The 19,708-nt window shown below is 66.8% G+C and carries 17 protein-coding genes and 2 pseudogenes; 11 read left to right on the forward strand and 8 right to left on the reverse strand.

Annotation, left to right across the window (positions count from 1 at the left end):
* The first annotated feature begins 3 nt into the window (after positions 1-3).
* Genes iolB through mmsA form a run of 3 tightly spaced genes read left to right on the forward strand, consistent with a single transcriptional unit; the run spans position 4 to position 4,345 of the window.
* Positions 4-948: a 5-deoxy-glucuronate isomerase gene (iolB, locus tag ACIBB8_RS16005; RefSeq protein WP_398952441.1), complete on the forward strand. Its 945-nt coding sequence runs from the start codon at positions 4-6 to the stop codon at positions 946-948.
* Entirely contained in the window at positions 945-2,825 is a 1,881-nt protein-coding gene (iolD, locus tag ACIBB8_RS16010; RefSeq protein WP_398952443.1) for a 3D-(3,5/4)-trihydroxycyclohexane-1,2-dione acylhydrolase (decyclizing), read from the forward strand. The genes iolB and iolD overlap by 4 nt, the downstream gene beginning before the upstream one ends.
* Positions 2,826-2,845: 20 nt before the next feature.
* Positions 2,846-4,345 (forward strand): CoA-acylating methylmalonate-semialdehyde dehydrogenase, encoded by a 1,500-nt coding sequence (mmsA, locus tag ACIBB8_RS16015; protein ID WP_398952445.1) that lies wholly within the window; start codon positions 2,846-2,848, stop codon positions 4,343-4,345.
* A gap of 120 nt (positions 4,346-4,465) precedes the next feature.
* On the opposite strand, the gene ACIBB8_RS16020 is transcribed toward mmsA, so the two are convergent.
* Complete coding sequence (locus ACIBB8_RS16020) at positions 4,466-4,888, reverse strand: hypothetical protein (protein ID WP_398952447.1); 423 nt, start codon at positions 4,886-4,888, stop codon at positions 4,466-4,468.
* Between the two features lie 426 nt (positions 4,889-5,314).
* Between ACIBB8_RS16020 and ACIBB8_RS16025 the strand changes: the two genes are divergently transcribed.
* On the forward strand, positions 5,315-5,614 hold the full coding sequence (locus ACIBB8_RS16025) for a transposase family protein (RefSeq protein WP_398952449.1): 300 nt from the start codon (positions 5,315-5,317) through the stop codon (positions 5,612-5,614).
* A gap of 251 nt (positions 5,615-5,865) precedes the next feature.
* Here ACIBB8_RS16025 and ACIBB8_RS16030 read toward each other — a convergent pair whose 3' ends face one another.
* On the reverse strand, positions 5,866-7,647 hold the full coding sequence (locus ACIBB8_RS16030; protein ID WP_398952550.1) for a TerD family protein: 1,782 nt from the start codon (positions 7,645-7,647) through the stop codon (positions 5,866-5,868).
* Positions 7,648-8,119: 472 nt separating this feature from the next.
* Between ACIBB8_RS16030 and ACIBB8_RS16035 the strand changes: the two are divergent.
* The 5 genes and pseudogenes from ACIBB8_RS16035 to ACIBB8_RS16055 form a co-directional block, all read left to right on the forward strand.
* Positions 8,120-8,392, forward strand: a pseudogene (locus tag ACIBB8_RS16035) (DUF4291 family protein); the annotation flags it as partial.
* A gap of 336 nt (positions 8,393-8,728) precedes the next feature.
* Positions 8,729-9,163, forward strand: a complete 435-nt coding sequence (locus ACIBB8_RS16040) for a hypothetical protein (protein WP_398952451.1) — start codon at positions 8,729-8,731, stop codon at positions 9,161-9,163.
* A 412-nt stretch (positions 9,164-9,575) separates the two neighbouring features.
* Entirely contained in the window at positions 9,576-10,394 is an 819-nt protein-coding gene (locus ACIBB8_RS16045; protein ID WP_398952453.1) for a maleylpyruvate isomerase family mycothiol-dependent enzyme, read from the forward strand.
* Positions 10,395-10,445: 51 nt separating this feature from the next.
* Positions 10,446-10,607, forward strand: a pseudogene (locus ACIBB8_RS16050) (DUF4291 family protein); the annotation flags it as partial.
* A gap of 18 nt (positions 10,608-10,625) precedes the next feature.
* Positions 10,626-12,134, forward strand: a complete 1,509-nt coding sequence (locus ACIBB8_RS16055) for a recombinase family protein (RefSeq protein ID WP_398952455.1) — start codon at positions 10,626-10,628, stop codon at positions 12,132-12,134.
* A gap of 183 nt (positions 12,135-12,317) precedes the next feature.
* On the opposite strand, the gene ACIBB8_RS16060 is transcribed toward ACIBB8_RS16055, so the two are convergent.
* The 4 genes from ACIBB8_RS16060 to ACIBB8_RS16075 all read right to left on the reverse strand — a co-directional run bounded on the left by ACIBB8_RS16060 (position 12,318) and on the right by ACIBB8_RS16075 (position 15,868).
* Complete coding sequence (locus ACIBB8_RS16060) at positions 12,318-13,727, reverse strand: replication initiator (protein ID WP_398952457.1); 1,410 nt, start codon at positions 13,725-13,727, stop codon at positions 12,318-12,320.
* A gap of 287 nt (positions 13,728-14,014) precedes the next feature.
* Positions 14,015-14,209: a hypothetical protein gene (locus ACIBB8_RS16065; protein ID WP_398952459.1), complete on the reverse strand. Its 195-nt coding sequence runs from the start codon at positions 14,207-14,209 to the stop codon at positions 14,015-14,017.
* The gene (locus tag ACIBB8_RS16070) at positions 14,202-15,506 is read right to left on the reverse strand and encodes an FtsK/SpoIIIE domain-containing protein (protein WP_398952461.1); all 1,305 of its coding nucleotides are present in this window, start codon (positions 15,504-15,506) and stop codon (positions 14,202-14,204) included. The genes ACIBB8_RS16065 and ACIBB8_RS16070 overlap by 8 nt, the downstream gene beginning before the upstream one ends.
* Positions 15,506-15,868, reverse strand: a complete 363-nt coding sequence (locus ACIBB8_RS16075; RefSeq protein ID WP_398952463.1) for a hypothetical protein — start codon at positions 15,866-15,868, stop codon at positions 15,506-15,508. The genes ACIBB8_RS16070 and ACIBB8_RS16075 overlap by 1 nt, the downstream gene beginning before the upstream one ends.
* A gap of 166 nt (positions 15,869-16,034) precedes the next feature.
* Here ACIBB8_RS16075 and ACIBB8_RS16080 point away from each other — a divergent pair, with 166 nt between their 5' ends.
* Together ACIBB8_RS16080 and ACIBB8_RS16085 are read left to right on the forward strand one after the other, a co-directional pair.
* Positions 16,035-16,808 carry a GntR family transcriptional regulator gene (locus tag ACIBB8_RS16080; protein WP_398952465.1) on the forward strand — a complete coding sequence of 258 codons (774 nt, stop codon included), beginning with the start codon at positions 16,035-16,037 and terminating at the stop codon, positions 16,806-16,808.
* A 749-nt stretch (positions 16,809-17,557) separates the two neighbouring features.
* The gene (locus ACIBB8_RS16085; protein ID WP_398952467.1) at positions 17,558-17,815 is read left to right on the forward strand and encodes a hypothetical protein; all 258 of its coding nucleotides are present in this window, start codon (positions 17,558-17,560) and stop codon (positions 17,813-17,815) included.
* A gap of 216 nt (positions 17,816-18,031) precedes the next feature.
* Here ACIBB8_RS16085 and ACIBB8_RS16090 read toward each other — a convergent pair whose 3' ends face one another.
* Positions 18,032-18,631, reverse strand: coding sequence for a hypothetical protein (locus ACIBB8_RS16090; protein ID WP_398952469.1), 600 nt, complete (start codon positions 18,629-18,631; stop codon positions 18,032-18,034).
* A 6-nt stretch (positions 18,632-18,637) separates the two neighbouring features.
* Positions 18,638-19,687 (reverse strand): ParA family protein, encoded by a 1,050-nt coding sequence (locus ACIBB8_RS16095; protein WP_398952471.1) that lies wholly within the window; start codon positions 19,685-19,687, stop codon positions 18,638-18,640.
* Positions 19,688-19,708 lie beyond the last annotated feature (21 nt).

Below are 19,708 nucleotides of genomic sequence, written 5' to 3' on the forward strand. Positions count from 1 at the left end.
GGCATGACGACGGACCATGAGGAACGTGTACGAGAACGGCCGGGGCACCGGTGGCATCTGCCCGCGGGCAGCGCGGCGGAGGGACCGTACGCTCTGGACATCGATCCGAAGCGGGCCGGCTGGGACCGGTCGAGCCTGCGTGTGGTGGAGCTGCGGCCCGGCGGCGTTCACACACTTGTCACTGGGGAGAGTGAGTGGATCGTCCTTCCGTTGACCGGTGGCTGTACGGTGCACACCTCAGGTGAGATCTTTGAACTGCTGGGCCGGGAAAGCGTGTTCAGCGGGGTATCCGACTTCGCCTACGTACCCCGTGACGCCCATGCGCAGATCGCCTCCGGCGCAGGAGGCCGCTTCGCCCTGGCAGGAGCGAAGTGCGAGCGACGACTCCCCGCTCGCTACGGCCCCGCGCCGGAGGTACCCGTGGAGCTGCGCGGCTCCGGGACCTGCTCGCGCCAGGTCAACAACTTCGCCGCCGCCGACACGTTCGAGTGCGACCGGCTGATCGCCGTCGAGGTCCTCACCCCGGGCGGCAACTGGTCCTCCTACCCGCCGCACAAACACGACGAGCACCGCCCCGGAGCCGAGTCGGTCCTCGAAGAGATCTACTACTTCGAGATCGAGGAGCGGGGCGGCACGGCCGGGTTCGGCTATCACCGCGTCTCCCCGTCCCGGCCCGGCGGCACGGATGTCCTCGCCGAGGTCCGCAGCGGCGACGCGGTCCTGATCCCCGACGGCTGGCACGGCCCGTCCATCGCCGCCCCCGGCCACACCATGTACTACCTCAATGTGATGGCCGGCCCGGGGGAGCAGCGGGAGTGGCTGATCAGCGACCACCCCGATCACGGCTGGATCCGCGACACCTGGCCGGCACAGCCGGTCGACCCCCGGCTCCCGCTCCACGGACTCCCCGATCCCTCCGGAATCTCCGGTCAGGAGGCATCCCGATGAGCACCCGCAGGCTCACCACCGCCCAGGCCCTGGTCTCCTTCCTCGCCCGCCAGTACACCGAGCGCGACAGCCGACGGCAGCGTCTGATCAGCGCCACGTGGGGCATCTTCGGCCACGGCAATGTCGCCGGAATCGGCCAGGCACTGCTGGAGACCGGGCCCTCCATGCCCTACCTCCAGGGCCGCAACGAGCAGTCCATGGTGCACGCCGCCGTCGGGTATGCCCGCCAGTCCGGCCGGCTCTCCGCGCACGCCGTCACCACGTCCATCGGCCCCGGCGCCACCAACCTCGTCACCGGTGCCGCCCTCGCCACGATCAATCACCTCCCCGTCCTGCTCCTGCCCGGCGACACCTTCGCGACCCGCCCCGCCGACCCCGTCCTGCAACAGCTCGAAGTCCCGTCCGCGGGCGATGTCTCCGTCAACGACTGTCTGCGCCCCGTCTCCCGCTACTTCGACCGGATCACCCGCCCCGAGGCGCTCGTCCCGGCCGCCCTCCAGGCGATGCGGATCCTCGCCGACCCGGCGGAAACCGGCGCGGTCACGCTCGCGCTGCCGCAGGACGTACAGGCGGAGGCGTACGACTGGCCGGAGGAGTTCTTCGCCGAGCGCATCTGGTACGTACGCCGGCCCGCGCCCGACACCCATGAGCTGGAGCAGGCGGTACGGGCCGTGCGCACCGCCCGCCGGCCGCTGATCGTCGCAGGCGGCGGCGTCCACCACAGCGTTGCCGAGGAGACCCTCGCCGCGTTCGCCGCCGCCACCCGGATCCCGGTCGCCTCCACCCAGGCGGGCAAGGGCTCGCTGCGCCACGACCACCCCGCCGATGTCGGCGGCATCGGCCCGACCGGCACCGCGGCCGCCGACGAGCTGGCCCGCACCGCCGACCTGGTCATCGGCATCGGCACCCGCTACTCCGACTTCACCACCGCCTCCGCCACGCTCTTCTCCAACCCGGCGGTCCACTTCCTCAACCTCAACATCACCGGCTTCGACGCCCACAAGCTCGCTGCGCTCCCGCTCGTCGCCGACGCCCGCACCGCCCTCGAAGCACTGACCGGGGCACTGAACGGGCGCAACTACCGCGTCGACCCGGTGTACGAGACCGAGTACACCGAGGCGAAGGAGCGCTGGGAGCAGCGCGTCGACGCCGCGTTCGCCGCCGACGACCCCCACGCCCGGCCCACCCAGGCCCAGGTCCTCGGTCTCCTCGACACCCTGGTCACCGACGACGACATCCTGATCAACGCCGCGGGTTCGCTCCCCGGCGATCTGCACAAGCTGTGGCGGACCCGCTCCCGACGCCAGTACCACGTGGAGTACGGCTACTCCTGCATGGGATACGAGATCCCGGCCGCGATCGGCGTACAGCTGGCCGCCCCCGGCCGTCCCGTCTGGGCGCTCGTCGGCGACGGCACCTACCTGATGAACCCCACCGAGATCGTCACCGCCGTGCAGGAGAACCTCCCGATCAAGGTCGTCGTCCTGCAGAACCACGGCTACGCCTCCATCGGCGGGCTCTCCGAGACGGTCGGCGGCGAACGCCTGGGCACGGCCTACCGGCACCGGAGCGCCGACGGGAGTTTCACCGGCCCCCCGCTGCCCGTCGATCTCGCCGCCAACGCGGCCTCCCTCGGAATGCGGGTATTCCGCGCGAAGACCGTCCATGACCTGCGCGAAGCCCTCACCGAGGCGCGGAGTGCGGACCGCCCCACTTGTGTCTACGTCGAGACCGAAACGGCAGACACAGTGTCGGGCCCCCCTCCGGCGCAGGCGTGGTGGGATGTTCCTGTAGCCGAAACGGCCACCCGCCCGTCGGCGGTAAAAGCCCGGGAAGACTACGACCGGCAAGTCGCAGCCCGACGCCGCCACCTCTGAAGGCCTGAAGGAGTTTCGTAATGAAGACCGTCAACCACTGGATCGGTGGCAAGACCGTCGAGGGCACGTCGGGCAACTACGGCCCGGTCACCGACCCGGCCACCGGCGCCGTCACCACCCAGGTCGCGCTCGCCTCCCTCGAAGAGGTCGACGCCGCGGTCGCCGCAGCGAAGGACGCGTACGCCACGTGGGGCACGTCCTCGCTGGCCGCCCGCACCGCCGTCCTCTTCCGCTACCGCGCGCTGCTCGACGCCCACCGCGACGACATCGCCAAGCTGATCACCGCCGAGCACGGCAAGGTGCACTCCGACGCGCTCGGCGAGGTCGCCCGCGGTCTGGAGATCGTCGAGCTGGCCTGCGGCATCACGACCCAGCTCAAGGGCGAGCTGTCCACCCAGGTCTCCAGCCGGGTCGACGTCTCGTCGATCCGTCAGTCGCTCGGTGTCGTCGCGGGCATCACGCCGTTCAACTTCCCGGCCATGGTGCCGATGTGGATGTTCCCGCTGGCCATCGCGTGCGGCAACACGTTCGTCCTCAAGCCCAGCGAGAAGGACCCGTCGGCCGCCATCCTGCTGGCCGAGCTGGCCGCCGAGGCCGGTCTGCCGGACGGCGTGCTGAACGTCCTGCACGGCGACAAGGTCGCGGTCGACGGGCTGCTGAACCACCCGGACGTCGCCGCGGTCTCCTTCGTCGGCTCGACCCCGATCGCCCGCTACATCCACACCACCGCCTCCGCCAACGGTAAGCGCGTCCAGGCGCTCGGCGGTGCGAAGAACCACATGCTGGTCCTGCCGGACGCTGACCTCGACGCCGCCGCCGACGCCGCGGTCTCCGCCGCGTACGGCTCCGCCGGTGAGCGCTGCATGGCGATCTCCGCGGTCGTCGCGGTGGGTGCCATCGGTGACGAGCTCGTCGCCAAGATCAAGGAGCGGGCCGAGAAGATCAAGATCGGCCCCGGCAACGACCCGACGTCCGAGATGGGTCCGCTGATCACCGCGGCCCACCGCGACAAGGTCGCCTCCTACGTCACCGGTGCGGCGGCCCAGGGCGCCGAGGTCGTCCTCGACGGCACCGGCCACACCGTCGACGGCTTCGAGGGCGGCCACTGGATCGGCCTCTCCCTCCTCGACCACGTGTCCACCGACTCGGACGCGTACAAGGACGAGATCTTCGGCCCGGTGCTCTGCGTCCTGCGCACCGAGACGTACGAGGAGGGCGTCGCCCTCATGAACGCCTCGCCGTTCGGTAACGGCACCGCGATCTTCACCCGCGACGGCGGCGCCGCCCGCCGCTTCCAGCTGGAGATCGAGGCCGGCATGGTCGGCGTCAACGTGCCGATCCCGGTGCCGGTGGGCTACCACTCCTTCGGTGGCTGGAAGGACTCCCTCTTCGGCGACCACCACATCTACGGCAACGACGGCGTGCACTTCTACACCCGTGGCAAGGTCGTCACCACCCGCTGGCCGGACCCGGCGGACGCCCCGGCGGGCGTGGACCTGGGCTTCCCGCGTAACCACTGATCGCCACTGGTTCCGCTGCTCTTCCCCGCCGACGGCCCGTACGGAAGCTGTATCCGTACGGGCCGTCGGCATGCATGCACGGACGGCCGTGTCCTGCCGCCACGACCGTCCGGTGTGCTCTCACATGCGCCGCAGGCCCACGTACTGGAGCGCACCCATGGCCGCCACCACCAGGCCCTGGAACACGATCCACCCGTTGCCGATCCCCGTCGCGCTCAGCGCGTCCACGGCGACCGTCGCGATGCTCGCCACGGCCCAGGCCACGTTCAGGGTGATGATGACGGCGACCGAGCCGCGGCTGATGTTCTGCTGGCGGGAGACGACCAGCACCCACAGGGCGTACCCGGTGAGGAACACGCCCACGGGGTACTGCACCGAGAGACGTACGCCGAGGAACGAGTCCAGGACCGTGGCGAGTACGAGGTATCCGATGCCGTTCGCACCGGTGAGGACGACGTCCGCCGAGAGGGCGAACCGGAGCAGGCTGTCGGAGCGGGTGGCGCCTGCCGCCGGGACCGTACCCGCGTTCTGGGACGACATCATGAGGTCTTCCTTTCCTTGACGTGTTGCTGATCCGCACGTGTGCGCCGGGTGGGGCCGGAGGTGCCCCGGCATCGGGGAACACCGGGGTGGACGACCCGGGCAGGACCCGGGTCCCGGTGTTCACCGGCAGGAACGATTCGAGCGCGATGCCGCTCGGCGGACCGGAGGGGAGATCGGAGAAGAGGGCGGGGCATTCACCCGCGCGTCCGCGGCGCGAAGGCCCATACGGGGACGGTAATGACCGGCGCACGGCCGCCTCAATTACCTCGCAGGTAATGGCCGCCCGGCAGAATTCGGGGCTGCCGGCCGGTTCAGGGACCGGTAGTTGCCGGTGCGCGCGTTCATGGGGCGGGCCGGGTCCGGCCCGCCCCGCCGAAAGAGGGATCCGCACCAGCGGCTCCCTCTTCGGCCTCACCCCGTCATCGCGTGCCGGCTCCGGTTCTCCCGGAACCGACCGCCTCGGCGATCATCCGCTCCATCGGAACGGCGCCCACCCGGCCCGAGACCAAGAACGTCACCGGCTTCAAGGCCACCCGCGCCCGCAAGCTCACCCCGGGTCAGAAGCAGGCCAACCGCGTCCTGGCCGCCGGACGAGCCCCCGTCGAACACGGCTTCGCGAACCTGAATGCGTGGCGCGTCCTCACCAAGCTCCGCACCGACCCCGGCCGCGCCACCGCGCTCCTGCGCGCCCTCCTCATCCTGACCAACTTCGAAGTCAACCGGTGACGGACGATCAAGACCAGGGACTCCCGCCCGCGACCAGCACAAGCACACCCGATCGAGTGTCACGCCAGCCCCTCCGACCAGCACGTTTGAAGATTGCGAAGGTTCTAGGTAGCCGTAGACGACCGCCTGACGGCCTATCTGCTCGGTTCGTTGCAACATGCGCGAACCTCCGAATCAAGCCGCGAGACTGCCAGCAGGCCACGACTCACGCGTCAGATCTTCGCCATTGTGGGAGGTAGCGCATGACGGCGTCAGCCTCGGCGGCAGCGATCTCGAAGCTCGGAGATGACGGCTCTCTCGAGCGCGTTGACGGCACCGTCCACAGCGGCCACCCGGTCGGCCACGTCGAGGATGTCGCTCAGATCCCCCGGCGCGGCGTCTATGCGCTCCCATACCTCGGCGGGATCGATGTCGACGAGGTGAGCGAGCTGTGTGTCGACCACCCCATGCTGCTCCCGGACCAGCCGTACCAGGTGCCGCATCAACAGCGCCTCGTCGTCGGCCATCTTGCGGTTCGCCCCGATGACGAGCCACGCGACCCACAGCATCAACTGAGGGTGCCGACTCCGCTTGCTCATATCCTCGGCGATTTCGATCACCCGCGCCTCGTTCCGGAAGACGGCTTGCGCGTGCCGCCCCGCGAGCAGCGTCGTATAGCGGTTCAACACCACCGCAAGGGGAACGCCGACCAGAGGGATACCGATCTTGATGACGTTCTTCTGCAGGAGGTGCTTCCCGACGACCGGGAGCGCCCTCGCGGCGGTGAGTACATCTCCGGAGTAGAAGCGCTTGATCAGCGGCCGCACGATGGCCGGGACCGCCTTGGCCACACCTTCCCGGGCCGCTTCCCCACTCTTGATCGTGAAGGCCACTCGGATGAGCTTCCACATGTCCTCGGGGGCGGACAGGTCGAGCGGGACCCGATAGAGGACTGCGACGTCGTACGCCAGGCGGAGCTGGAGCCGGGTGATGAACGCGACGTCGACCATCATGGTCGTGACGGCGGCCGGGACGGTCGCCGGCGAGGCACCACCAGCGCTCCCGAGGGTGGCGACGACGGTCGCCGTATAGGCCCCGGCGGAGAGTCCGCCTTCGAGCGCGGCGTACCGAGCCGCCATCTTGATCCGCTGATCGACGATGGCATCCGCGGGTACGCCCTCGTACCGCTCCTGGAAGTACTGCCAGTCGACCTTCTCGGTGTAGGAGCTCAGGGCCTGAGCGCTGAGCTTGGTGAACCAGCCGCCCGACTTGATATCGTCCAGGCTCAGCCCCTTGATGAACTCCCGTAGCTCGGCCCGCTCATGCTCGACAACCTCCCGGTCGGCACCGTCGTCGCCGCCGGCGTCGACAGCGTCAATCGGAGCTTCGGTCCTCGCGGCAGCCGCCTCAGTCGCCGTCGGCTGTGCTGGTACGGTCACCGGACTTTCGGCCGGAGCCTCGACAACCACCGCGGACGGCTCCGTGCCCCCCACGGGCTCCTCCGGCTCTTCCTCGGAGGCGTTGTCCACATCGATACCGAAGTCCGTAGCCAGACCTGCCAGCCCGGTTTCGTACCCCTGACCGACAGCGCGGAATTTCCATTCCTTGCCCCGTCGGTACAGCTCCCCGAAGATGAACGCACTCTCCACCCCGGCACCGGTGATGGAGAACCCGAGGAGAGCCTCACCCGTACGGTCGGCGATCGCTATCCGTAGATCGTCCAGATCACCGAACCGTGCATCGTCGTAACGGCTCGCTGCCACAACAACGCGATCCACGCCCGACGGCATTGCAGTCAGGTCGAGGCTGATTCGATCCTCGCTGCCATCGGCGGTCGGTGTCTTGCCCAGGAGCTGCACACTGCCATCAGCCGCGGCCGGGTTGTTGTAGGAGAAGAAGTCCGCGTCGCTGCGCACCTTCCCGTCGGAGTCCAACAGCAGCACGGAAACATCTGCGTCCCCGTCCCCCGTCGCACTACACCAGGCGAGGCTCAGGACGACGGAGCTGACGTCCTCGCTCAGAGAAGCAAGCCCGACGTTGGCTCCCTTGACCATTTCCAGCATGTCGCCCCCCAGCGCACCGGCCGGTGCTGAGCCCTCCCCAGGGCAGCCCGGCGCGTCATGAAATCTTTACAGCACATCCCGCTGTGCGAAGTGAACCTTAGTTCCCGGGTTGCGATATTCGTCTTACGAAAACAGAACTCGCCCGCCGGCGAGCAGTCTTGTGCGGGGCCAGCTCACGTACAGATGGTGCACGTGGTCATCACTTGGCCTGTCGAATACATGTCGAAGCTCGCGAGAGCAGAGATCGTCAACGCCGAGATGCGCAGGTCAGAGACCACCTTGCCCCCAGCAACCCAGCGCTTTCTAAGCACCCGTCCAGAGCACGTGGCTCGCCTTTGCTCACGCTAAGCCGGTCCTGCGCTTCTGGACACCAGCTCTCCGAGTGATCGTAGCGATCTCCCGCACGATGGCTGCTGAGAGTTCGGGTTTAACCAGCGCCGAGCCGTCCGCGCTGGCCGTGGCGCGCAGCGTACACCCCGACCGAGCCGCCTTGCAGCGTCAGTTGAAGCGGGCGCCCGCTCGTGTGCAGTGGGACCCCGAGCGAGACCCGCGCCTGCAGCTCCTGCCGTACCGCTCCCTGCAACTCGGCCTCTCTGGCGAGGCCGTACGACGCTACGCGGACGAGTGGACGGCCGCCATCCGCGTCGTGACCCCGCTCGCCCGCGAGATCCATGCCCTCGTCAGCGGTGGCGACATGGGCTTCGCCGCCCGATTGCTGCCACGGGAACGCTCGTACGTTCACCCGAGTGTTCTCACTCGTGCCACTCCCCCTCGGAGGCAGGAAGGGGAACACCTCGGTCGGCGGCGGCGCGAGGTGCTGCCGGGCGACGTGCCGCACTCGACCACCACGTTCACCACCCCCTCTCAGGCATGTGTTCGGGGCATATCCATGGATCCCTGACCATGTATGGCAAGGTATGCCGACGACTCACGCCGGCCGGGCACCGTGCGGGACCGAGGCCCGGCCGTTTTCCGGGCACGGGGACCCCTGCGGTGCCGGAGGAGCCGGACAGCCGCAAGCCACACGGGACAGTCCCGTACGGCTCACGCCCGACTTTTCAGGAGTACTCCCGTGAACAGAAAGCGCCGTCGGCTCCTCTTGGCCGCCGTCGACCCCATGCTCGAGCCCGGGGAGCAGGTTGAGGTGACGACCATCGTGGGTCTGAGTTCCGTCACCGTGCGGCGGACGGCGGCATTCGCGGCAGCCTCCGCGATCCTGAGCGGCGGCGCAATGGCCGTGATCCCGACGCCGACCCCCATGTACTTGGCGATGACCGACCGCCGCATCTTCATCTTCCGCGCGAACCCGACGTTCGCCCGGCCGGAAGAACACCTGATGACGATCCCGCGCGCCGGTCTCGTCCGCTCGAAGATCAAGGAGCGGGTGCTCAACTCATCCTTCGTCATCTCCTCGATGGACAGCGAGCAAGGCCTGAAGATCATCTTCCCGCTGATCAGCCGCAAGGAGCGGCACGAGATATCGGCCGCCTTGCCTCTGGCCGACTGACTGCCTCGGACCGGGCAGGAGCCTCGGCGGGCCGGACGTTTGGCCGGCCAGCTCGTCGACCTGGCCAGGGCGTCGTGCCGCACGAGGCTCACTCAGGCTCCCGACGCCGAGCAGAAGTGAGCCACACACGTCCGTCCGCCGTGTCCAGGGCGGTGAAGCGACGCCAAGGCTGAGTCCCCACGCAGATCGAGGCGCGCCGATGTCATTCCGGGCTGCCCCGGGAGATCCACGGCCATGTGCGGGCGGGTCGGCTCGACGACGCGAGGGCACTGCTGCCGGCCGAGTTGCCGTACGGGATGGACGCGATGCCGCCCAGGGGCTGACCCGACCACCGCGACCTGGCATTCTGCACGTGTCCACCGGGCCCCGAACGCGGAGACCGGTCAGGGCAGAGGGACGAGGGGAGACAGCCGTGGAACCCACGCCTGCCCGGGAGCGGCACGACACGCTTCCCGAAGGGCTCGCCGAGGCGGTACGCGACACCGCCGAGGAGATAGCGGCGCTGCTGCGCGGCCGCACGGACACGAGCGTGCCCGTCCCCGGATCCGAGTGGACGCTCGGTGAGGCGGCAGCCCATCTGGCGCAGGCCAACAAGCTGATGGCGGAGGTTGCCGCGGGCCACGAGCGCAGCTACGGGGACGGCACGCCGCAGAGCCTGGCGGCGGCCAACGAGCGCGCCCTCGCCGGGTTCGAGGAACGTGGGGCGGATCCGCTGGCGGCCATGATCGTGGCGCAGGCGGCCGCATTTCTCCGGGCCGCGGAACGTCGAGCACCGGACGAGCCGGTGGAGACGCCGCTGGGCTCGATGGACCTCGCCGAGCTCGGCTCGTACCTGCTCACCCACATGCTCGGCCACGGCTACGACCTCGCCCGCGCGCTCGGCCGTCCGCACATGCTCGACCGCACCCGGGTCGAGCTGTCGATGCCTTTCATGCTCACGGTCATGCCTCGGGTCGTCTCCGCCGCATCCGCCGGGCTGACCGCCCGCTACACGATCCGGCTGCGTGGCGGCTCCAGCTTCGGGGTGGCCGTCACCGACGGTGCGGTTGCCGTCAGCCGCGAGCCGCTCCGCCGCCCCGACTGCACCATTTCCATCGAGCCGGTCACCTTCCTGCTGATTGCCCTCGGCCGGTGCGATCCATGGGGGGCGATGGCCCGCGGCCGGGTGCTGACATGGGGCCGCAAGCCCTGGCTCGCACCCCGCTTCCCGGCCCTGTTCACGGCGCCCTGAGCCACGGAAACCCGCTCGCCGAACCGGACCGGCCGGTGCTGTGATGAAGCCATGACAGCACCGGCCGCCCCGCAGCACCAGATCCGTGCCCAGCACACGGACACCACCATCACCGTCTACCAGGCCTACTCACGCTTCATCGGCCTCCCCGCCGCCCGTGACGGACGCTTCCCCACCGCCTGGAAGCGCGACCGCATGACATGGATCAAGCCTCGTTCGTAGTCTCTTTCCATGACGACAGACGACACCGATCAACAGGACGAGGCTCGCTTACGGCGAGCGATTCGTGCGAGTCAGGCAGCCGGCAGCCAACGGGTCAGGAGCAGTCGCGCCGACTGGTCAGGAGAGTCCGCGGCGATCTATTGCCGGATCTCCCACGCCAGCGACGACGACCAGACCGGAGTGGACCGGCAAGAAGGCATCTGCCGCGAGGTGGCCGAGCGGCTCGGTCTCACAGTCGCCGAGCACCAGGTCTTCGTGGACAACAACCGGTCGGCATGGCAGCGCAAGCGGAAGCGCCCCGGATGGGATGCGCTGCTCGAAGAGGCCAGGCAGGGACGCGTTCGTCACGTCCTCACGTACCACCCCGACCGCCTCATGCGTCAACCGCGCGATCTCGAAGAGCTGTTGCAGATCGCGGACGATCACGACATCACGCTTCACGGCCAGGCGAACCGGCGCGATCTGGCGGACCCTGATGACCGGTTCTTCTTGCGGATCGAGGTGGCCCACTCCTGCCGCTCCAGCGACGGCACCTCGCGTCGGCTCATCGATTCCATGGTGGACCGGGCCAAGGACGGAAGGCCCCACACAGGCCGACGCCGCTACGGATACGACAAGACCGGCACCGAGATTATCCCCGAAGAGGCTGCCATAGTGCGGGAGATCTTCACTCGCTACTTGGACGGGGACGGCCCGATGCAGCTGGCGAAGGAGCTGTACGAGCGCGGAGAGAAGACCGCCGAAGGACGCAATTGGAACGCGCCCCGGGTACGCGATCTCCTCGACAATCGCCATGTCACGGGTATTCGCGTGTTCCGAGGTGAAGAGATCGGCGACGGCGAATGGCCGGCGATCATCGATCGTGGCATGTGGCTGGAGGTCAAGGAGCGGCGCAGCTACCGGGCGGCGGTGTGGGCAGCCAGGGGCACGCCCGGCAGGTTTCACCTCCTGCGCGGCATCGTGGTCTGCACCGGATGTGGCAAGCCGATGGGCGGTGCGGCGACGAAATACATCTGCAACCACACCCAACGACTCGACATGCCCCGCTGTCACCGTGCGATCAAGGCCGCCAATGTCGAGGAGTTCGTCACCGAGGCCGCGCTCTACCTGCTGGAGCGCCTTGACCTCACTGATGCCCCGGCGCCTTCAACTCTCTCCGAAGAAGACCAAGCGGCGATCAATGCGGACCGGCGGGAACTCGATGATCTGAAGGACATGTGGGAGAGCCAGGAACTGAGGACGCGGGAGTACCGCGAGATGCGGAAAACGGTCGAGGCCCGCATCGCGGAAGTGGAACGAAAGATGATTGTCCGGCCGACCGCGGAAGTCCTGGAAGGCCTGGTCGGTCCTGGCGCTCGGGAGAGTTGGAAGGCGCTTGAGAAGGCGGAGAGCTACCAGCGCATGAACGCCGTGATGCGGTTCCTGTTCGCCGCCGTCAAGATCAAAGAAGCCACGAAGAAGGGCCGCCAGTTCGACTACGGCAGGATCGACATAGAGCAGAACCCGATCTGGCTCTGACCACATCGAGCGAAGAGGGGCCCGCAGCTGGGGCCCCTCTCGTCTTTCACTCGACCTTCCCGCCCGGTTGGCGCTCCAGGAGCCGGGCCAGGCGACGAGCAGCTTCCGGACTGATCTTGGTGGAGAACTTCCGGCACACACGGTCCAAGTGCCGGGCCATGTCTGTATCTCGTTGTCGTTGGTTCATCGGATCGCCCTTGACCGACCGATCTCCGCGCGGGCGATCTCGCGGTTCTGGGCTTGATCCTCGGCGATGCCTGCTGCGATGAGGGTGGCGCCGGGGGAGTGGCCGGAGCCGACGTACCGCCAGCGGGCATCCGTGACTGTGTCGGGTTCGTCGGTGGCCTCGGATGCGGTTCGTTCGTGTTCGGCTCGGTCGGCGCGTAGGGCTGTGTACGTGGTCGAGTAGACGCGTGATTTGGTGAGGATGTGGCCCCGGTACCCGAGGGTGTGGGCCCAGGCGCGCAGCCGGAGGGGTTCGAGTTCCGGGACGCCGCCGAGTTGCCAGCAAGTGCGCATGAGAGCGCGTACGTGAGGCGAGAGCCGGGCCGCGGTGATGTCATCCGGGTGCGTGACGCGGTAGTCGAGGCCGGCGGAGGTGTCGGCCGCGCCTTTGGTGACGTATTTGGCGACGTACGCGGCAACTGCGTCGTCGGTCAGGCCGTAGTGACCACTTCCGAAGGCGTGGAGCGGCCGGGCGTCGAGTTGGGCACCCCAGCGCAGTTCTCGTTCCCCCAGTGCTCTGCTGTACGGGGTGCGCAGGTGCACGGCTGCTGCGGCGGTAGGGACGACAGCCGCTAGGACGTCGGCTGTTGCCCAGGGCGGAGGCGGATCGTCCGGGCCACCCGCGCCGTCTAGGCGGACGACCGCGTGCACGTGGACGGCCGCACGGCGTTGGTACTCGGCGACCTTGGCATACGAGATGCGCACCGCCTGGCGCAGTTCGCTGCGGGCGTGCCCGGTGCGGGTGGCGAGGTGGTTGTAGAGGTTGTCGGTGAACGCCTTCCACAGCCGTCCGGCGTGCGCGTGCCAGAGGATGTGGGTCGGGTAGTCGTAGCAGTCGGGGCAGAACGGCTGTCCGACAGCGGGGTCGGTTGCATCGTGGGTGACCGGACAGCGGGAGGTTCGGCCGTGTTCGCACCGGTCGGCGTTGCGTCGCGGCCGGCATAGTTCGCGGTCGGCGGTAGCGCGGTGGACGGGGCCGAATGAGGGCGCTGTGAGGGTGACGAACAGCCGGGGCCGATCCCGTACGTCGGTCGGTACGGCCTTCCCGCCGACGAGTCCGGCGCGGACGAGGTGGAAAGTGTCGCCCGCGTGAAGGCGGGAGCAGGGTGCGCAGACAGTGGCTCGGCGATTGCGGCAGCGGATGAGCAGGCGTTCGCCGGGTTCGTTGTTGGTGTCGTACTGGTGCAGGACTTGTCCGCTAGTGGCGTCGCGCGTGGTGGTGGAGCCGGCGAGATGGATCGGGTGCGCGCAGCCGCCGGTGGCGTTCACTTGCTCCAGCCATCGGGCGAAGCGAGGGCTCTGGACGAGGCGGATCAGGTCTTGGTCGACTTCGGAGAGCTGACACAGACGCGCCGTACGGTTGAGCACGGCGCGTCTGTCAGCCGAGGGGTTCTCGGTGGGGATGGTGGGGACCTCCCGGGATGGGCCGCCGAAGCGGCACGGATGGGTTCGGATGGGTGGGATTCGTCCATGGAGATCGCTCCCGGGGTTGTTGCTGACAGGGCTGTGCGGGATGGGTCAGCGGATGGTGCCGGTGCCCCGGCAGCAGCGGCAGCGTCGCCGGTGGCCGGTGCGGGTCTTGCGGTAGCGCTCGCCCTTGCAGATGGGGCAGCGGACTTGGCGCATGGGCATGGTTCGGTCGCTCCCTGCTTCTCTCAGGTGTGGCTGAAGCCGGCCAGGAACCAGTTCACGAGGCCGTCCGCGGTGAAGATGACCGGTGTTTGTCCCAGGTACATGCCGAACAGGGCGATCAGTACCGCTTGCCACCACCGCACCTCACGGGAGTGGACGAGGAGCACGGTGGCGAGCCCGAAGACTAGGGCCAGCGGAAGAGCTGCGGACTCACTCATGCGCCGCACCGTTTTCCACCGCGTTCGCCAGGTACGGCAGGCACGGAGTCAGCTCCGCGCACTCCGTCGCTGTTTCCTGCACTTCGTCGGACGTGGTGAGCCGCGACCGGGCACGGACCCAGTTGCCCATGTCGCCGACGGTCACCGCGATGCCTTGTTCTGCCTCACTGATCGACTGAGCAACCGTCACGGCATCCTTGTTGAGATCGCCGAGCGCCATTTCCGCCGTCCCGGGATCGTTGACGCGGTGGCAGATCCGGCCGCTCAACTGGGCACGGAGCGCGGTGACTCCGGGTCCGAGATCGGAGCCGACCCGCTGGCCGGCCACCACTAGGTGGACGCCGAGGGCCGCGCCGAGCTGTGCTAGCCGCAGGAGGTAGGTCGAGCACTGCTCTGCCTCTGCCCGCTGTTCCTTGCTGCCGTTGGTCAGGTACAGCTCTGCCAGTTCATCAACGATCACGACCACCGGCACCGGCCGTACTTTCTCGTTCAGGTCCCAAATCGACCGGGCACCGGCAGCGCGACAGAGCCTCATGCGCTCCTGCATGTTGGTGACCAGCGCACCGAGGACGACGACCGCCTCACTGCGGGAGGTGGCCAGGGCGGAGAGCCGTTGTTCGGCTAGGCCGAGCTCCATGCCGCCTTTGCAGTCGACGCCAACCAGAGCGACGGGTTGCGGGGCGAGCTGGGTGACCAGCCGTGCGATCAGCGTGGACTTACCGGACTGCGTCGCACCGACGATCAGCCAGTGCGGCACGCGCCGGAAGTCCATCACCCACGCACGACCTGTCTCCAGCGCACCCACGACCACCGATAGCAGCACGGTGGACTCCGGCACAGCAGGGTGGCCGGGATGTTCCAGTGGATCGGTGGCCGTGGCCGTGATCAGTACGACACCACGTTCCGGCGAAACGACCCGTACGGCGTGCATGCGCCAGGCGTGCGCGAATGCGTCTGCCGCAGCTAGAAACGGGGTGAGTGTCTGCCCGGCGCGTAACCGCACCAGGAGTTCCAGACCGTTCGGGGTGAGCCGGGGGAACGCGCAGCGCGGGGCCCGGGGCCGCAGTGGCTCGCCCTTGACCGCCAGGTCCCCCAAGACACGGCGGGTGGGCTTGGGAGAGACCGTGAGGCCGTTGACGTAGGCCACCTTGGACCAGGTGAACACCACGCGCAGAGCAGTACGGGGGTAGCCGGTGAGGTACCAGTGCCAGTCCGGTCGCCGCTGTTGCAGTTCCTTGCCGACAAGTAGCAGCCACGCCAGTAAGGCGAGGGCGAACGCGAGCAGGATCGAATTCATCAGGCACCCCCCGTCTTGCCGGCGGGCGCGGTGGCGGTTGTGTTGGCGGTCGGTACGGGGGTGATGGCTGCCGCGCGGAAGCTGATTCCGTGTCGGTCGCCCATCGCCCAGGCGAAGGCGTCGAGACCGGTCACGCGCACTTCCGCGCCCTCGACCACTCCCTTGGGCTCTCCGGTGACGGCGATCTCGATCACCGAGACCCGACGACCTTCCTGGCGGACCGTCACGGCTACGGAGTAGATGGTGTTGCCGTCCCGGTCCTTCTTGACCTCCTTGGTTTCGAAGTCGCTGATCTTCGGTTCAGGTCCGACGGCGCACCGCAGCACGCCCAGTCGGGAGGTGTCCACAGGGATGGACTGCATGGATGGGGCCTCCTTGGCCACTGAAACGCTAGGACGTCATGTGACGTCACTCGTACTTACGAGTTAAGAGTCTGCATGTCTTGACCGAAGAAGGCAACCACTTATGCTTACGAGTGACGTCAGCTCACGTCAGGACTGAACACCACAGGTGATGAGGAGGCCCGGCATGGGAGAGATCCAGCGTCCCGGCGCGCTGTACCAGCAGGTCGCCGCCGAAATCCGCAGTGGCATCACGACGGGCGAGTACAAGCCCGGAGCCCCGCTCCCCTCGGAAGCCCAACTCATCAATCGCTACCAGGTCAGCCGCCCGACCGTACGCAAGGCCATCGCCGCCCTCCGTGCGGAGGGGCTGATCGAGGTCATTCATGGCAAGGGCAGCTACGTACGAGCCATGCCCGCCCCGGCGGTCACCATCAGGCGGACTATCACCCGCAGCGGGAGGACGTTCCGTACTGGCCACCAAGCGTGGCAGGAAGTCGAGGCCCCGTCGGTCTACCGCACCACAACCACGGCAACCACCGGCCCGCTTCTCGGACTGGCAGAAGGCGAAGCCCTGTTCGCGGTTGACCGCCTACTGTCCGACCCGCACACCGACACCCGCGCGCTGCACCGCGTGCTCATCCCGTTCGCCACCGCGGCCAACGAAGCCGAACAGCTCGGCGAAGCCCCGGACACAGAGCCGGAACAGATCTACGCCATCCTCGCGGCAGTTGGTCACACACTCACCTGGGACGAGACCGTCAGCGCCCGCATGCCCTTGCCCGACGAACGCGTCACGCTCCGGATCCCCGACGCGACTCCCATCGTCCATGCCACCCGCGTCACCCTCGGCACAGACCAACGCCCGCTGATCCTCGAAGAACTGCGCGCCGGCGCCGACCGCACCCAACTCGCCTACCGAATCACCGCCGACAGCCCCCGAGCACTACACGCCCTCTGAGTCCGCGACCCAGGCAACTGTCGAAACCTGTCTTCACTTACTCAAGACCTGCGCACGGCGCGGGTGCGCGCCGCCTCAGCGGCGCGGCCTGCCTCTGTCTTCGCCCCGGCTGGCCGCGCCAGGCGGCGCGCTACGTGCTGCGGGCGGAAGCGAGAAAGCCATCCGCAGGTCAAGAACACGCCTCCGGCGGGGGCGCTCAGACTCCGGGATGGGAGGGACGCCGTTCGCGGGTGCCGGCCGGAGCGTGGCGAGCGTTGTGGGCTCCCATCCCGACCGCCTTCGACCCAGGCAGAGCCGAGCAGTCGCGGCCCAGGGCGTCAAGGTCGTTCGTACAGTGGCGCGCTCCACCTTGACGCCCTGAACCACGCCCGCTCCACGGTGTGTGGGTCGAAGGCGGACGGGATGGGAGCTGGAGTGAATCGTGGGTTGGGGTGGTGAAGTGGCCGAAGCGCACTACGAACGACCGCACGCCCCCTCACAATGCTGGTATGGATCAAGCACTCGCGGCCATAGTCGGAGCAGGCGTGGGCTCCATCGGGGCCACCTTTGCCGCCGTCTGGGCGGGCCGCCAGTCTAAGTGGCAGACCAGGACTCAAATGCGAGGCCATCACCTGCAATGGCGAAGAGAGTCACGACGCACTGCGTTCGCTGACGTCATACGCGCGTGTGGGGACTTGCAGCACATTTGCAAGGAGACCGTTGCTGCCACCCTGGAATCCCCGCGAGACGATGAAGCAGTGGCCCAGCACATGGCAGCTGTCGAACAACGCTGGGCCGTCCTGCTGAGTGCGCGCATTGTGGCCGATTTGGAATCCCCGACTCTCGACGAGACGTTGGCGGCCCTTGTAGGTAGCCATGCCGAGATGGTGAACCAAGTGCGCAACGTCGTAAGAGGGAACACGCGCTGGGGTGAAGCAGCCACGGCAGCTGGGGTCGCCAGCGCCTCAACGGGCCACTTCGTCAGCAAAGCCCAAAAGGAACTCAATAGCTACGAAGGCACCACATGATCAGCTGAGCTGAATACGACCGGATGCCCGAGACGAAGATCTCAGCCGCGTGCCCCCTACGTGCCGATGAGGGAGGAACGAGCGGGGAACCACGGGGAACTGCGGCAAAGCAGCCGGTCCCGCGCAGGTCAGCATCCTTGCAGCTCAGCAGGCATCCGCATACGGCGTTTTCCAAACTGGGCTCCAGAACGCACGATGCGGCGCTTGGCTGAGTAGTCAGAGCACGATTACAACGGCATCGACAATCGATTCCAGGAAGTCAAGACTGTCTCGCACCATAACTTCACTGATCGGGTATCTCGATCGCGGTGGAGTAGGGTCAGTATCAGCTTCGTGAGCGATCTTGTTGCGGCGATCAACGATCAACTTCAGCTGACGTTTAACGTCCTCCGGCTTGGCGCTAAGTTGCTTTGCCACTTCCCCCCAGAGAGAAACATCACTTACCAGCCGGAAGGCGTCAGCTACCTTATCCGGATTCTGGAAGCTGAGATAGCCGTGCTGTTCACGTATCTCCTGTTCGAGCCAAGCAGCACCGCCCACAGCAATAGCCGAATTCACAGCCGCGAGGCTGACGCGAAACTTATCGTATCCTTTTGCGCGCCGATGTTGACCCAATTGCGTGGCAATCATCTTGGCACGAACTTCTTCATGGACGAAATGATCGAACGCACTTACACCCTGCACGAGCGAAGAGCGCAACAGATCGTCAGTGTTGATGGCCGCAGTCACCTGTGCCCTAAGCGCAGAAGCAGTCGCGATCAAATCTCTCGCATACGTGATGTTCTGCTTAAAAAGAGAGACCTCGGGAGCTGGCACAGCAACTCACGCCTTCGAGTCTTCAATCAGGGAATCAACACGCTGGGCCAACTCACTAAAGTCGGCATGAAAGGAATCGCGAGATGAAATGAAATTTTCCAGGACGTCCCCCGCAGCAGCAAGTTGACTTTCAGTCAGGGAAAACACTGGCGTTGCGTGCTCTTGAGAGCGGGAGATCAAACTATTGAAATCAGCAATCAGGGACAGATTCAATCCTGGACCCAACCCATTGTCTGCATAGATCTCCGGAGGCAGGAGTAGATCTTCTGATTCAAGAGCCGGACGCAGTCTAGTTTCCACGGCAGAATCGATCTGATCAATCCAGCGCTGGAACGCTGAGGCCGCCTTCCCCTTGCGGGGTCGATACTTTTGGATGACAGTCCCCAATACCTTCAAGCGCGGCTCAGGGAATGGGTATGCCGCGTCCCTCAGAACGGGCATCCTGCTGGCTTGAGCAGCCCACATCTTCCATCGGGGAAGTATTCTTGCGAGCGAGTCAATCGCCATCACGGAAAAAATATCAGGCGAGGTCGGCAGAATCATGTAATCACTGATGGAGACGAGGTTCTGGTTGATTGCACCAAGACCTGGACTCATATCTATCAACACGTAGTCGGCGTCGATGGATTCAGCCGTAGCGTTGATCAGGAAGTTCATGCTTCCGGGAAGATTCTGCAATGCTTGGATAGCCGCAGACAACTCCTGTGCAATCCCTAGAGTAACTTCTAGCTCAGCCAAGCGTAGATCGCCAGCTAGCAAATGGAGTCCAGGTCGTGCAGTAACCGTGACTGTTTCAACTGGCTCAATCGATCGCGGCTGCGCCTCGAAGGCCGGGAGCAAACCCGAACGAAGAGTATTTCTTCCCTGCGTCTCGTAAAAGTTCTCTAGCTCATCCGCACCTTGGAATCCCAGAACCATTCCGGTGAGATTGCACTGCGGATCCGAGTCGACCATCAGGACTTTTTTGCCCTGTTCTGCCAGCATCCACCCCAAATTGAAGACGGTCGTGGTCTTACTGACTCCGCCTTTGTGGTTGAACAGGGCAATTTTCTGCATGAAGAGCGTCCTTCGCCTCAG

This window comes from Streptomyces sp. NPDC051286 (assembly GCF_044455345.1).
Classification (GTDB): Bacteria; Actinomycetota; Actinomycetes; order Streptomycetales; family Streptomycetaceae; genus Streptomyces.